This is a genomic window from Chryseobacterium sp. II3a (assembly GCF_057815135.1).
This window is the reverse complement of record NZ_JBYPZJ010000008.1, coordinates 168,604-184,777: the sequence shown is the minus strand read 5'-3', so window position 1 is coordinate 184,777 and position 16,174 is coordinate 168,604. Positions and strand designations below refer to the sequence as shown.

General features: G+C 37.1%; 10 protein-coding genes and 1 riboswitch. Of the genes, 9 read left to right on the top strand and 1 reads right to left on the bottom strand.

All coding sequences use genetic code 11. The annotated features are described in order from the left end of the window. The first annotated feature begins 153 nt into the window (after positions 1-153). On the top strand, positions 154-438 hold the full coding sequence (locus AC3HD6_RS18300; protein ID WP_185124639.1) for a hypothetical protein: 285 nt from the start codon (positions 154-156) through the stop codon (positions 436-438). Positions 439-529: 91 nt separating this feature from the next. Here AC3HD6_RS18300 and AC3HD6_RS18295 read toward each other — a convergent pair whose 3' ends face one another. Beyond that, positions 530-1,402 (bottom strand): helix-turn-helix transcriptional regulator, encoded by an 873-nt coding sequence (locus AC3HD6_RS18295; protein ID WP_488897640.1) that lies wholly within the window; start codon positions 1,400-1,402, stop codon positions 530-532. Between the two features lie 143 nt (positions 1,403-1,545). Between AC3HD6_RS18295 and AC3HD6_RS18290 the strand changes: the two genes are divergently transcribed. The 8 genes from AC3HD6_RS18290 to scpA all read left to right on the top strand — a co-directional run bounded on the left by AC3HD6_RS18290 (position 1,546) and on the right by scpA (position 16,141). Continuing rightward, positions 1,546-2,574: a T9SS type A sorting domain-containing protein gene (locus AC3HD6_RS18290; protein ID WP_488897639.1), complete on the top strand. Its 1,029-nt coding sequence runs from the start codon at positions 1,546-1,548 to the stop codon at positions 2,572-2,574. Between the two features lie 197 nt (positions 2,575-2,771). Further along, positions 2,772-5,606 (top strand): alpha-amylase family glycosyl hydrolase, encoded by a 2,835-nt coding sequence (locus AC3HD6_RS18285; protein ID WP_488897638.1) that lies wholly within the window; start codon positions 2,772-2,774, stop codon positions 5,604-5,606. 99 nt (positions 5,607-5,705) lie between these two features. Further along, positions 5,706-5,811: riboswitch (SAM riboswitch) on the top strand. A gap of 94 nt (positions 5,812-5,905) precedes the next feature. Next, on the top strand, positions 5,906-8,350 hold the full coding sequence (locus AC3HD6_RS18280; protein WP_488897637.1) for a TonB-dependent receptor plug domain-containing protein: 2,445 nt from the start codon (positions 5,906-5,908) through the stop codon (positions 8,348-8,350). Positions 8,351-8,357: 7 nt separating this feature from the next. Beyond that, a complete protein-coding gene (locus tag AC3HD6_RS18275; protein ID WP_488897636.1) occupies positions 8,358-9,656 on the top strand; it encodes an APC family permease in 1,299 nt (432 codons plus the stop codon). 148 nt (positions 9,657-9,804) lie between these two features. Further along, a complete protein-coding gene (gene prfA / locus AC3HD6_RS18270) occupies positions 9,805-10,890 on the top strand; it encodes a peptide chain release factor 1 (RefSeq protein WP_488897635.1) in 1,086 nt (361 codons plus the stop codon). Between the two features lie 83 nt (positions 10,891-10,973). Continuing rightward, complete coding sequence (locus AC3HD6_RS18265; protein ID WP_488897634.1) at positions 10,974-11,639, top strand: hypothetical protein; 666 nt, start codon at positions 10,974-10,976, stop codon at positions 11,637-11,639. A gap of 105 nt (positions 11,640-11,744) precedes the next feature. Beyond that, on the top strand, positions 11,745-13,853 hold the full coding sequence (locus tag AC3HD6_RS18260) for a prolyl oligopeptidase family serine peptidase (RefSeq protein ID WP_488897633.1): 2,109 nt from the start codon (positions 11,745-11,747) through the stop codon (positions 13,851-13,853). A 167-nt stretch (positions 13,854-14,020) separates the two neighbouring features. Continuing rightward, positions 14,021-16,141: a methylmalonyl-CoA mutase gene (scpA, locus tag AC3HD6_RS18255; protein WP_488897632.1), complete on the top strand. Its 2,121-nt coding sequence runs from the start codon at positions 14,021-14,023 to the stop codon at positions 16,139-16,141. The last annotated feature ends 33 nt before the right edge of the window (positions 16,142-16,174 follow it).

The following is a 16,174-nucleotide window of genomic DNA, read 5'->3' as shown; positions in this document are numbered from 1 at the left end:
GGGAGTAGAGGTATGAGCTGTTTACAAAAACCTCATATCTCCATTCCCACCGTCTCAAAATCTATATAGAATCAAAATAAATTAAAAAATAGAGCCGGTATCTTTTGTGTAAAAAAGAAAAAAGCTTTATTTTTGCCTAAAATCTTTAAGAGAATGATAACTATTTTATCAGCATTTTGGCCGTTCTACCAGTTCCTTTGGACTGTATTCTTCATTACTATGTTCTTAGTAGGATTCTGGTGTATTTTTATGTTCTTCGGATTAGTAATCCCAATGTGGCTAACTGAAGGTTTGAAAGAGTACTTCGGAAAAGTAAAACCTTTCGATCCTGAAGATATCAGAAGAAAAAATATATATGAACAGGAGGGAGTAGAGGTTATTTTCAACGAACCTAAAGGAAACGGACCGTTCCTTCACGATCACGGACATCATCATTAATTGATTGTCATTGCTTTTTCACCTGAATTCTGAAAAAGTAATATCAAAGCAAAACAACATATATAAACCGCTTAATTTTTTAAGCGGTTTTCTATTTATTACTCCGCAAGTGTTCCGGAGATACTCCAAACTTCTTTTTAAAAGCGCGGGTAAAATTCTGGAGATATTCATATCCACATTCAATAGCAATTTCTTTAATCATAATATCCTTGTCTGTAATAAGTTTCCGGGCTTTCAACATTCTAAGTTCCGAAATGTAGTGGCTAATCGTAATGTGATATTCTGCTTTGAACTCTTTCCTGATAAGGTTTTGATTGACACCTATCAACTTTCCGATTTCTTCTGCCTTAATATTCCGGTGATAATTTTCATCAATGAATTTTTTTACCATTTCAGGAGTTTTTGATACAATCTTCAGGGTATTCTTTTCATTAAACTGTTCAAAGATGAGAATCAGCAGTTTGATGATTTTTGCTTCAATAAACAGCTTTTGCATGACTCCTTTTTTAGAATAGGTTAAAATTTCTTTTAAAATAATATGCATTTCCACGGTCATGTTGGGAGGAGTGGTTTTTTGAAGAAAAATGAAGTTATTGTGGACCATATTTTCCAAAATTTCTGTTCCTTCTCTGTTGATTTCTGGATTGATAAGGTGAGAGATGTATTGGTAATTGAGCTGAATATGCATATATTTAAGATTCTCTTCACCTTCAGTCCATAATTCTGCCTTGTTTTTTTGTGATGAATAATGAAGGATATACTGGTTTTTCTTAAATAAGAATTGAGTATCACAATCATGAGCCTTCAGATGAATATTCGGACTTAATAAGAACAGAAGATTGAAACTTGAAGTAGGTTCAAGTAGATATGATTTTGGAGAGCCTTCAGAAGCAGATAAATTCTGCATATTAATTTCAATATTCTCTGATCTGAAAACGAGCTCTTTTTCCTGTTGATCCCCCATACAACACATTTTTACAGCAATAGTACCACATAAATCACCTTCATAGGATAACTAAAAGGTGGGAAATGATAACCCGGAATTAATTATGGAAGGTACTTTTGCGCAAAATTAAATTAAATTTAGAATAATTAAAAATAATATTTATGATTGGAGATTTATATTTTGCAGTGCGAAACCTGGGAATAGGAATATTGCTGATGGCAGGAGGTACGTTGGGAGCTCAACAAACCTGCAATAATACGAATCCGGGAAGTAATGCTGGAGATCTGGGGTGTGTGACCTTTATTTATCGCGGACAACCAGTTACTTACACTACAGTAAGGACTATGGATGGAAATATATGGCTTCAGCAAAATCTTGGCAGTGAAAGAGTAGCAGAAGCAATGAATGATGATAAAGCTTACGGAGATTTGTTTCAATGGGGAAGATGGGATGACGGGCATCAGCTGCGATCTTCGTCTACAGTTTCTTCTCCTTCTGTGAACTCTCCGAGTGGTTTACAGAATGGGTCTTTTATTACAGGATCTCCAGCATGGTGGTCTGGTAATGGACTCACTGATAAATGGGAGGGTTCAGGTTTTTCAGAAGTGGGGGAGACCGTTGGAATTGACCCTTGTAAGGCTATAGGGGCAGGCTGGAGACTACCTACTCAGGCAAATTGGGCAGATGTTATTGATATTGCCGGAATTTATACCCCTTTAAAGGCTTATGAAGGAATTTTAAAATTACCGATGGGAGGTTTCCGAGGTTCTTCAGATGGAAGTTTTACGTCTGTAGGACAAAAAGGATATTCCTGGAGTTCTACTCCTACGGGAATTGGTGGTAAATATTTGTTTATAGGAACTACAATTGCCAATCCCTCTGCAGGAGCTTCAAGAGGGCAAGGGTCTTCAGTAAGATGTATAAAAATAGAATCAGAGCTTGGAACGTCCGATATCAGTTTGAAGAAAAATGCTGTTGAGGTTTTTCCTAATCCAGTAAAGGGAATGCTTACCATAAAAAGTACGTTCTTGATTGAAGGGGTAAAGATTATTAATACGGTAGGGCAAAGTGTATTAGCTTCATTTTCTGATAACCAGATTAATATGAATAGCTTGCCTTCAGGTTTATATATGATAGAGTTAAAATTAAAGAACGGTGAATCTGTGGTAAAGAAAATTATGAAAAATTAATTTTTTTAATAGTTGAATCAATATATCTATTAGATTTCCGTTACATACGATAGTTCATTACAATTACTTTTATTGAAAGGCTCATTGAAATTTTTTCATGGGCCTTTTTTGTGCAATGTTGATACTTGTTTGATCAAAATAGAATAAGATGATCACAGCAAAGAAAAATTAATATTATATTCGATAAAAATAAAGACATGAAAAAATTATATTCTGCTGCTTTGTTATTCATTACAATGGTTGCTTTTGGACAGATCAACTATACGATTTCTCCGAATCCGTTTAATGAAACAGATGCAATTACCCTGACAATTCCCGGCGATCAGATTGATGAATCGGCCTGGGGAGTAACTAATAATTCAATTTATATCTGGTCATGGTCCTTTGATGCCAATTATCAGAACAGCCAGGATTGTCCTACCAATGGAAGCTGGAACAATTCCAATGATCTGAATAAGCTTAATTATAATGCAGCAACAGATACCTATTCTCTTACATTAACTCCAACAGCCTTTTTTGGCAGAACCGGTATCGGAAGGTTTGGGTTTTTATTAAAGGATAAAACCGGAGCACATCAAACATCCCCTGATATCTTTGTAAATGTAGGGGTTTTGAACCTGAGTTTAACTAACCCTGCGGCCAACAGCCTTACAACAGTACCGATTGGGAGTCCGATCAATATTACCGCAACAACGAATGTAAATACTACTTTCCAGCTTAAAGCTAATGGAGTAGTAGTGAATTCTACCTCTGCTCCTTCTCAATCTTATTCCTATAGCTATACTGTTTCACAAGATGCCAGTATGGAACTGATTGCCACAGAAGGAGGTAGGTCTAAAAGTGCAACGTTTATTTTGCAAGTTCCCAGAAATGTAGTTTCTGAAGCTATTCCGGATTGGATCAGACAAGGAATAAATTACAGTCCAATAAATCCTACAAAGGTTGGGCTCGCTTTGTATGCTCCTCACAAAAACTTTGTTCATGTGATCGGAAGTTTCAATAACTGGACAGTGAATGATACTTATCTGATGAAAAGGGATACCGTCAATCCGGATCTTTACTGGATTGAGCTGAATGGATTGACACCACAGCAGCTTTATACGTTCCAGTACAGAACAAACGATTTGAGAAGGGTCGCGGACCCTTATTCTCCACAGATCTTGTCTTCTTATGATGATCCATGGATTTCATCTTCCACATATCCGAATCTTCCGGTATTTCCAGCTGGGCAGAGCTTTGAGGTTTCAACATTCAAACTGGGGCAAACTCCTTATAACTGGCAGACAGGCAATTTTCAAAGACCAGCTAAGGAAGATCTTGTGGTGTACGAGTTGCTGTTAAGAGATTTTACACAGGAAAAAAACTGGCAGTCTTTAATTAATAAAATCTCTTATTTAAAAAACTTAAAAATCAATGCCATTGAATTACTTCCTATCATGGAATTTGACGGGAATCTTTCCTGGGGATATAATACTTCTTTCCATTATGCCTTAGACAAGGCGTATGGAACTCCGGAAAAATTTAAAGAATTTGTTGATCTGTGTCATCAGAATGGGATTGCTGTCATTCTGGATGTGGCTTTTAATCATGCAACAGGACGTTCTCCTTTGGTAAGACTTTGGAATATTGATCCGGATGGTGACGGTTACGGTGATGTGGCGGCTGATAACCCTTATTTCAATCAGGTTCCGAAGCATTCATACAATGTGTTCAATGATTTTAACCATAGTAGTCCTTCAACTCAATATTACGTTGAAAGATGTCTTCAGCAATGGTTGACAGAATACCGTATTGATGGCTTCCGTTGGGATCTCACGAAAGGATTTACGCAAAACTGTTCTGAAAACGATGAGAACTGCACCAACGCTTATCAACAGGACAGAGTGGATATTATGAAGCATTATGCAGACAGACAATGGGCCCTTGATCCAAACTCTTATATGATATTCGAACACCTTGGTACGGATGCAGAAGAACAGCAATGGGCTAATTACAGAATAGCAGAAGGAAAAGGAGTGATGCTTTGGAATAAACAAACAGAGCCTTACAATCAAAATACGATGGGGTATAAAGATAACAGCAATTATGATCGGATGAATCATAGTCTTCATGGCTTTACCAATATGCATGCTGTAGGATATGGAGAAAGTCATGATGAAGAAAGACTTATGTTTAAAAACCTTGCTTACGGAGCTGTTAATGGAAGTTATAGTGTGAAGAATTTGAGTACAGCTTTAGAAAGAATGAAAACATTTGGAGCCACTTTCTTTACCATTCCCGGTCCAAAAATGATCTGGCAGTTTGGAGAGCTGGGCTATGAATTCAGTATCAACCGATGTGCTGATGGAAGTATCAGCAACGGGTGCAGAACTGATGAAAAGCCTGTAGCTTTCACATTAGGATATGACAGTGATGTTAACAGAAAAGCAGTGTATGATACATGGGCAAAGATTATTGATATCAGAAATACCCATCCGGTATTCAAATCAAAAACTTATAGTATAGAATCCAATAACCTTGCAAATGATCCTGATGGATTAATCACAAGGATTTATATATATGATACTACCATCAATGGAATGAAAAACGTAGTCGTTCTGGCGAATTATTCTACAGCTGTACAAAATGTTATTCCTTATTTTCCGTATGTTGGACAGTGGAAAAATTTGATGGATGAGACTGTTTCAAATATTGTGTCAACTACTGCACCCATTACTTTGCAGCCTGGAGAATTCAGAATTTTTGGAAACAATGCCGGATCTTTATCTACGTCTGATGTGAATGCAGCAAACAAATTATCTCTTCAGATCGCTGATAATCCGATCAAAAATGGATTTGCTAAACTGATTTTCAACAAAGCCAGGAACGGAGAAATCATCATTTTCGAAATGAGTGGTAAAAAGCTTGATGCGTTCAAACTGGATAAAGAAAATGGTACTTATGAACTGAAGATCAATTATCCATCCGGAACTTATCTGGTTCATCTGAAATCAGAAACAGGAATCGCTATTCAAAAGATGATTGTAAAATAAATAGAAAGGCAAATTGGCAATTCAGCGAATTTGCCTTTTTTCTTTATAGGGGGTAATTCGCTTTTTGCATATTTGAAAAATTAGTCTACCTTTGCACTAGATTTATCAAGAAAGGTGGAGGGATTTGGCCCAATGAAACCTTAGCAACCTGCATAATTCCTGAAATGTAAAGGTGCTAATTCCAACCCGGTGGGGGAGATAAGTGAAGTCAATATTTCTATATGAATTCCATTTCTTGAAGTCTTGTGTAGCTGCAGAATCATCTGCGGAAGAATATTTATTAATTGGCAAGAACAAAGATGAAAAAACTAAGCACAGCTGTATTATTGCTGGGGACAATATGGGTCGCTGCCCAGGAGCAGGAGGAAAAAGAAAAACAAATCGAAGACATTATCATCGTAGGAAACCGTAACGTTAAAAGAACAAAACTGGAAACACCGGTTCCTGTAGATGTGATCAATATTGATAAAGTTCAAAGATCGTCTCCGCAAATGACGGCTCAGGACCTTCTGAATTATGTAATCCCTTCATTTAATTCCGTAAGACAATCTGCTTCAGACGGAACGGAACATATTGATCCTGTTACTTTAAGAGGAATGGGACCTGATCAGGTTTTAGTATTGCTTAATGGGAAAAGAAGACATACAACCTCCCTGGTAAACTATCAGAATACGGTAGGGAATGGATCTGTAGGTACAGATTTAAGCACCATTCCTGTTATTGCTATTGAAAAAATTGAAGTGTTAAGAGATGGTGCTGCTGCACAATATGGTTCTGATGCTATTGCCGGAGTGATTAATATTATTCTAAAAAAGAATGCCGGAGCTTCCGCAAGTTTAACCTATGGATTAAGTGGAAGAAATGACGGCGATACTTACCAGGCGGGAGTTAATTATGGAACATCTCTTGGGAAAAATGATGGATTTGTCAATCTTTCATTGCAATTAAGCCACAGAGGAAAAACAACGAGAACCCAAAATCACGATCTTGATATTTTCGGAAATAATTTTGCCTACGAATTTGCAGACAATCCAGATATTGCAAGACAAAATGATGATGATGAAATAAGAAGAAGGGGATTAACAAGAGACTATTTTAATTTCCAGATTGGAGACGCGCAAATCAGACAGGGGCAATTGTTTTTCAATGCAGAATATCCTTTGGGCGATAACTTTAAGTTCTATTCTTTTGGTGGATTCAGTATTAAAGAAGGGAAAGGATATGGTTTCAGAAGACTTCCCAATGAAGATTTTAATATTGTTAAAGAAATATATCCCAACGGTTTTCAGGCAGTCCTGAATTCTCAGATTTATGATATCTCTTATGCTGTAGGAGTGAAGTATAATGTCAACAATTGGCTGATTGACCTGAGCAATACCTTTGGAAATAATACTTTCAACTATAATGTAAGCAATACCAATAATGCCTCTCTTGGGATCAAGTCTCCAACACAGTTTTATGCGGGAGCTCATAGCTTTTTGCAAAATACGGTCAATCTTGATGTTTCAAAAAAAATCAAGAACTTCAATATCGCATTCGGTGGAGAGTTCAGATTCGAACAATATCAGATCAAAGCAGGAGACGAGGCATCTTATACCCAATATGATGAAAACGGAAATATAGCAACAAAAGACTCTAAAGTCATTGGTGCGGGAGGTTCACAATCTTTTATAGGTTTTTCACCAGACAATGCCTTAAAAAAAGACAGACACGCCACTGCAGTATATGCTGATATTTCTTATGATCTGGATAAAAAGCTGAATATTGATGCCGCTGCCAGATATGAAAACTATTCAGATTTTGGGAGTACCCTGAACGGAAAGTTAGCAGTAAGATATGAGTTTATAAAAAATTATGCAATAAGAGCGGCCGTAGGAACAGGATTTAGGGCACCATCATTACAGCAGCAGTATTTTAATAACTCGTTTGCAGATATTTCTACCTCTGGTGAGGGGATTGTAAGGAAAGGAATTTTTAATAATGATAGTCAGGCTGCTCAGGTTCTGGGGTTTGATAAATTAAAGCAGGAAACATCCGTTAATGGGAGTGCAGGATTTACTTTACAGCCGGTTAAAGGCTTATTTATTACTGTAGACGGATATATTATTAAAGTGAAAGACAGAATTGTTATTACCAGCAATATTACAGATTCCAGATTATCTGATCGTAATGTAGTGGGAGAAGGAAATCAGGTGGAAAGCGGCAGATTCTTTGCTAATGCCATTGATACTGAAACGAAAGGAGTGGATGTAGTTGTTTCTTATGATTGGAAACTGGCTGGCGGAAACTTAAATATCAACCTTGCCGGAAATTATACCGAAACCAAAATTACAGATTTCCATTTCCCGGAGAATTTGGAAACCCCACAAAAAGAATTCTTTGGCCCGGATCAGATTAATATCATTGAAACCCTTTCTCCTAAAACAAAAGCATCACTTGGGCTGACCTATGGAATTGGAAAATTCAATTTTCTCGTGAGAAATACCTATTTTGGTAAAGTAATTAGAGATGGTTACCCTTTCGGAGAAGTTCAGGAGTTTGCACCAAAAGTAGTAACTGATGTGAGTGTAGGCTATGATATCACAAAGAATATCAACTTTACAGTAGGGGCCAACAATGTATTTGATGTTTTCCCGGATCTTCAGATTTATAAAAATTCATATTACGGAGTATTCAAATATGCACCGGTTCAGATGGGTACATTAGGAAGCTATTTCTTTGGAAGGCTTAATTTTAATTTTTAATGAATACATGAGTACTGCTTCACATAAGATTGGCTGGAAAACAGCCGCAGCCATTGTAGTTTCCAATATGATAGGGACAGGTATTTTTACAACCCTGGGATTTCAATTATCTGATATTACCAATACCTATAGCATTTTTTTATTATGGATAATCGGAGGCATTCTGGCGTTGTTCGGAGCTTTCTGCTATGCCGAATTAGGCTCTCACTTTAAAGGAAACGGGGGTGATTTTATCTATCTTAAAGAAACATATCATCCCTTATTCGGATACCTGATAAGCTGGATTTCCCTGATTATCGGATTTTCTTCACCCGTTGCATTGGCGGCTTTAGCCATGTCAAAATATCTTACTGTGTTTGAGTATTCATTTGGAAATGGCTTTGCGATTGCCGCTATATTTTTAGTAGCCATTACTTTGTCATTCAGTTTAAAGACTTCAAGCCGGTTTCATAATTTTTTTACGTTTATCAAAATTGCCTTTATTATTGTACTGGTAATCTTGGGTGTAGGATTATCAGACTCTCCGGAGATTGGAAACAGTCTGAACTTCAGTGACAGCTGGCAGCATGAAATTATGCTTCCTGCCTTTGCGACTTCGCTGGTTTTTGTTACCTATTCTTATACCGGATGGAACTCTGCATCCTATATTGCCGGAGAAATAAAAGATGTTCAGAAGAGTCTTCCTAAATCACTGATCATAGGAACTGTTTTTGTGACAGTAAGTTATATTCTGGTAAATTATATTATGCTGAAACATGCTCCGGTAAGTCAATTAGTAGGAAAAGAAGATGTAATGGGCGAGGCTGCAGTAAATATGCTTGGGCTTTCCTTTGGAAAAATTGTGAATATTTTTATCGCATTACAGCTCATTGCAACCATCAGTGGTTATCTGTGGGTAGGATCCAGGCTTACCCAGGCTTTTGCAAAAGATACCCGGATCTGGAAACCGCTTTCTGTGGGGAATAAAAAAGGAATTCCGGTAAGAGCTATCTTTGCCCATGCGGTTATTGCTGCCATTATTATTTTGACCGGAAGTTTCAAAGAAATCTTTGTGTATACTGCTTTTATTCTTCAGCTATTTGCCAGCTTAGCGATCTCGACAGTCTATTTTCTTAAAAAGAAAGATAGAAAAATATTTAGGTCCAATGCTTTTTATATTTTTCCGACTGTTTTTTTACTATTCAGTATTTATATTTTATATTTTACTTTTATTCATAACCCTAAAGAAAGTTTGATAGGATTGGGAATTATTGCGGTAGGACTCATTTTATATTGGATAGACAGAAGACTCTCCAAAGGAGTTTAAAGAGAATATTGGAAACATAAAAAAGCAGATGAGGTAATTGGCAAATGTATCTTTTTACCGTTTTATGCCCTTGATCCCTAATGCTCAAAAATTTATACTTTAATTTTGAATTAATAATCCTTATCTTTGCACCCACAAAAATTCGACAATGTCTAAATCATTAATTCCAAAATTAGAAGCTATAAAACAAAGATATAATGAGGTTGCAGACCTTATTATACAGCCTGATGTCATTTCAGACCAAAAAAGATATTCTTCTTTGAACAAAGAATATAGTGATTTGGGAAAAATTGTAAGAGTTTACGATCAGTATAAAGGTGCTTTAGACAGCATCGAAGAATCTGACGAAATTATTGCAGATGGCTCAGATAGAGATCTTGTAGATCTTGCAAAAGAAGAAAAATTAGAAGCACAGTCTAAACTTCCAGGATTAGAAGAAGAACTTAAAGTTCTTTTGATTCCTAAAGATCCTGCCGATGACAAAAACGTTATCGTTGAATTACGTGCCGGAACTGGTGGTGATGAAGCCGCAATCTTCGTGGAAGATGTGTACAGAATGTATACCATGTATTTCAAAACAAAAGGATGGAGACATGAAGTGACAGATTCCAATGAAGCAGCAAAAGGATACAAGGAATTGATCATGAAGGTGGAAGGTGAAGGCGTATACGGAATTATGAAATTCGAATCCGGAGTTCACCGTGTACAGCGTGTTCCTGAAACAGAATCTCAGGGTAGAGTTCATACCTCTGCGATTACAATTGCTGTTTTACCGGAAGCAGAAGAAGTAGACTTCGAACTGAATCCTGCTGATATTGAAATGCAGACTTCCCGTTCAGGAGGTGCCGGAGGTCAGAACGTAAACAAGGTTGAAACTAAAGTACAGCTGACTCACAAACCTTCAGGATTAGTGGTTGTTTGTCAACAGGCTCGTTCTCAGCTGGCTAACCGTGAACTGGCAATGGAGATGCTAAGAACTAAATTATACGATATCGAATTACAGAAAGTACAGGGAGATATTGCAGCACAACGTAAATCTATGGTTTCTACAGGTGACCGTTCTGCAAAGATCAAAACGTACAACTATCCACAGGGAAGAGTAACAGATCACAGAATCAACAAATCGATGTACAATCTGGATGCTTACATGAATGGAGATATTTCTGAAATGATTGATGCCGTAATTATGGCTGAGAATGCAGAAAAAATGAAGGGAGAAGAAGAAAACTACTAAAAGTTTCAAAAAAAATATAATAAAGCCTCTGATTTTTTCAGGGGCTTTTCTTTTAAGCACAACAATTATTCAAATTATAAACTATGAAAAACTACAAAATTATTTTTTTATTATTGCTTACCATGATGGGGCAATACGTTTCTGCACAAACAGAGGTAAAGAATCCTAAAGAAGTCTTTGAGCTGTACTTCCAGACTTTAGTAAATAACGATGATGCAGCTTTAAATAAGCTTAATGATTATTTAAGACCTACAGTAGAAGGACAGGATGCTTACCAGATCAATTTCAAAGAATCTTCGCAGGAAATGATCAACAGCAGTGTAGAGAATTTTCTTTCTGCTTTTCCTAAAGCCACGGCTTCAGCATGTAAAAAAGAAGCGGAAGACTATTTCATGGCAATGATCGGGAATTTTAAAAAAGCAAAAGTAACCGTTAACGATGTAAAAATTGTTCCTAACGAATACCTTGAAGGAGAAAAAATTGCAGAGATAAGCTATACCGTAAGTTTTCAGCTGCCAACAAAATTGACCCATGGACCTGAAGGTGACACGAAGAAGGTAAAGGTTGAGGAACTGAAAAAATATTTAATTCAGGTAGTAGAAGATTTTAAAAATGCAGATAAAACAGTAACCACAGACCAGAACTTTAGTCTGTATGAACTGAAAGAAGGAGGCAAAATATACTATTGGAACGGCGGCCCGGATCAAATTGTTACCAATCTTACCGATTTCTATTTTGATAGTTTTTAATTGTTGGAGAACTGATTAATAGCTCCTTGAATAATCTAAAGTCCCGAAATTTGGGACTTTTTTTATTTCACATACTTTATGTATTTTTGATAAAAACTGTTCAGTATGAATTTTAAACCTATGTTATTAACGGCTGGAGTTCTGTTTTCAGCATCTTTTTATTCTCAAACAATGAATTATCCAAAAGCATTAAAGGGGACTCAAAGCGATACTTATTTTGGAACTGCAGTTTCTGATCCGTATAGAGATCTGGAAAATGATTCTGAAGCAACCAAAAAATGGGTGGATGAAGAAGTAGCGTATAGCCAGAATTACCTTTCAAAAATTCCATTCAGGGATAAAATTAAAAATCAGCTGAAAGATATCTGGAATTATGAAAAAATTTCTGCTCCATTCAAAGAAGGAGATTATACTTATTATTCCAAAAATGATGGGTTGCAGGCACAATCTGTTTTATACAGAACAAATAATAAGACAAAAGCTACAGAAGTATTTTTAGATCCTAATAAATTCTCTGAAAAAGGAACCACTTCAATGTCTAACCTTTCTTTCAATAAAAAAGGAAATCTGGCTGCATACTCTATTTCTGAAGGGGGAAGTGACTGGAATAAAATCATCATCATTGATGCTGTTACCAAAAAACAGATTGATGAAACTTTAGTTGATGTAAAATTCAGTGGAATTGCATGGCAGAATGACGAAGGATTCTATTATTCAAGCTATGACAAACCGAAAGAAGGAACAGTTCTTTCCGGAATGACAGATAAGCATAAAGTATATTTTCACAAGCTAGGAACAAAGCAATCTGAAGATAAACTGATCTTCGGGGGTGAAAAAACACCAAGAAGATATTTGGGAGCAAGCGTTTCAGACGATCAGAGATATTTGATCATTTCTGCAGCGAATGCTACTAATGGAAATGAGCTTTTTATCAAAGATTTGAAAAAAGGAGGCGATTTTGTACAGATTAATAAAGGATTTGATATCAATGCTCACATTGTAGATACTCAGGGTGATGAACTTTTCATTTCTACAGATAAAGATGCGCCCAATATGCGTCTTGTAAAGACTACCATCAGCAACCCGGCTCCGGAAACATGGAAAGATGTCATTCCACAAACGGAAAACGTATTGGGAATCTCTTCTGGAGGCGGATATTTCTTCGCAACGTATATGGTGGATGCCATAGATCAAGTAAAACAATACGATAAAACCGGAAAACTAATCAGAGAAATTACCCTTCCGGGTAAAGGAAATATTTCAGGTTTCGGAGGGAAAGAAAAAGAGAAAGACCTTTATTATTCTTTCAGTAACTATATCACGCCGGGAACTACTTATAAATTTAATGTAGATTCAGGAAAATCTGAGATATATCAAAAACCGAAAGTAAAATTCAATCCGGATGATTATGTTTCCGAGCAGGTATTTTACACTTCCAAAGACGGAACAAAAGTTCCGATGATGATCAATTACAAGAAAGGAACTAAGCTGGATGGTAAAAATCCAACTATTCTATACTCTTACGGAGGTTTCAATATTAGTTTACAACCCTCTTTCTCAGTCGTAAATGCAATCTGGATGGAAAATGGCGGAATCTATGCCGTTCCAAACATCCGTGGAGGTGGTGAGTATGGTAAAAAGTGGCATGATGCTGGAACAAAAATGCAGAAAAGAAACGTTTTTGAAGACTTTATTGCAGCAGGAGAATATCTACAAAGCAAAGGGTATACATCAAAAGAATATATGGCCCTTTCCGGAAGATCAAACGGAGGTTTACTGGTAGGAGCAACAATGACTTTACGCCCAGACTTAGCGAGAGTCGCATTCCCGGGAGTTGGAGTACTGGATATGTTAAGATACAACAAATTTACAGCCGGAGCAGGATGGGCTTATGATTACGGAACAGCAGAAGACAACAAAGAAATGTTTGAATATCTGAAATCATATTCTCCGGTACACAATGTAAAAACAAAAACATGTTATCCATCTACGATGATTATTACCAGTGATCATGATGACAGAGTAGTTCCGGCCCACTCTTTCAAATTTGGAGCAGAACTTCAGGAAAAGCAAGCTTGTAAGAACCCTATTTTATTAAGAATTGAGAAAAATGCAGGACACGGAGCCGGAAGATCAACAGATCAGGTCATCGGTGAAAATGCAGATTTGATATCATTTGCTTTATATGAGATGGGCGTAAAACTTAAGCCATAAAGCTAAAATCAATCTCATTAAAACGAGAAACAGATTAAAATAAACTGAATAAAGTCCGGATGTATATTCGGACTTTTTCTTTTCTAATATTCAGTAAAACTGAATATTAACAGAAGTTTCATGTTTCGTTCAAAAAAATTAACTTTACGGAGACAAAAATTATTGGAATGCGAAAAACAATTTCTGTGAAAAAGCCCGATTTTAGTGTATTACCTCAGGAAAGAGAAATTTACAACTTTGAAAAAGACGGGCTGGAACTTAAGTCATCCTATGAAAAAAAGGATGTGAAAGATGAATCATTAACACAGACTTCTCCAGGAATTGAACCTTACCTGAGAGGCCCGTATTCCACTATGTATGTTCAAAAGCCATGGACGATCCGTCAGTATGCCGGTTTCTCCACAGCAGAGGAATCTAATGCTTTTTACAGAAGAAACCTTGCAGCAGGACAGAAAGGACTTTCTGTAGCTTTTGACCTTGCTACGCACAGAGGATATGATTCTGATCACGCAAGAGTAGTAGGAGACGTGGGAAAGGCAGGAGTAGCTATCGATTCAGTGGAAGATATGAAGATCCTCTTTAACGAAATTCCGTTGGATCAAATCTCTGTTTCTATGACAATGAACGGGGCCGTACTTCCCATTTTGTCTTTCTATATTGTAGCAGCAGAAGAACAAGGGGTAAAGCAAGAATTACTTTCAGGAACTATTCAAAATGATATTCTGAAAGAGTTCATGGTAAGAAATACTTATATTTATCCGCCTGCACCGTCCATGAAGATCATTGCAGACATTTTTGAATATACTTCGCAAAACATTCCAAAATTTAACTCTATTTCCATTTCAGGCTATCACATGCAGGAAGCAGGAGCTACTCCGGTATTGGAAATGGCTTACACGCTGGCAGACGGTCTTGAATATGTAAGAACTGGGATCAAAGCAGGAATGAATGTAGATGATTTTGCCCCACGATTATCATTCTTCTGGGCAATCGGGATGAATCACTTCATGGAAATTGCTAAAATGCGTGCTGCAAGATATATTTGGGCAACACTTTTAAAGCAGTTTAATCCTCAGAATCCAAAATCCTTAGCATTAAGAACGCACTCTCAAACTTCAGGGTGGTCATTAACAGAGCAGGAACCTTTTAATAATATCACAAGAACCGCTATTGAAGCGCTATCTTCAGCACTAGGTGGAACACAGTCTCTGCATACCAATGCATTGGATGAAGCTATTGCTCTTCCTACTGATTATTCAGCGAAAATTGCAAGAAATACACAGATCATTCTCCAGCAGGAAAGCGGAATTTGCGATGTAGTAGACCCTATGGGCGGCAGCAACCTTGTAGAAAGCCTTACTCAGCAGATGATTGAAGAAGCGATGAGGTATATTGATGAGGTTGAGCAGGAAGGTGGAATGACCAAAGCCATTGAAGCGGGAATCCCAAAAATGAGAATTGAAGAAGCTGCCGCTAAAAAGCAGGCTAAGATCGATAGTGGAGAGGAATTCATCATCGGTGTAAACTCATTCAAATCCTCATTAAAGCAGGATGCCATAGAAATTCTTGATATTGATAACACAGAAGTTCGAAGAAAACAGATTGAACGGTTAAATACCATTAAAGCTGAGAGAAGTACTGAAGCTGTAACGGAAATTCTGAATGAAATCCGTGAAAGTGCAAGAACAGGAAAAGGAAACCTGTTGGCACTTTGTATTGAAGCCGCAAGAAGAAGAGTTACCCTTGGTGAAATGAGTGATGCCATGGAAGAAACCTTCGGAAGGTATAAAGCAAACATTAAAACAATCTCTGGAGTATACGCAATGAACGCCGGTAAAAATGAATACTTTGAAAAAGCCCTTCATCTGACGCAAAAGTTTGAAGAAGAAGAAGGACGCCGCCCAAGAATTATGGTCGCTAAAATGGGGCAGGATGGGCACGACAGAGGCGCAAAGGTAGTAGCAACAGCATTTGCAGATATGGGATTTGACGTTGACGTTGCTCCTCTATTCCAAACCCCGGAAGAAGTAGCAAAACAGGCAGTAGAAAACGATATTCATATTCTGGGAGTTTCTTCACTAGCCGCAGGACACAAAACATTAGTTCCTCAGGTAGTAGGAGAGTTAAAAAAACTGGGTGCAGATGATATTACCATCGTAGTTGGAGGAGTTATTCCACAACAGGATTATGAATTCCTTTATGCTAATGGAGCAGATTTCATTTTCGGTCCAGGAACCAACCTTCCAAAATGTGCTGTGGAGATCTTAGAGAGATTTTTAGAAAACTAATCCCAAAAAGATTTAATTTTCATCAGGAAATTA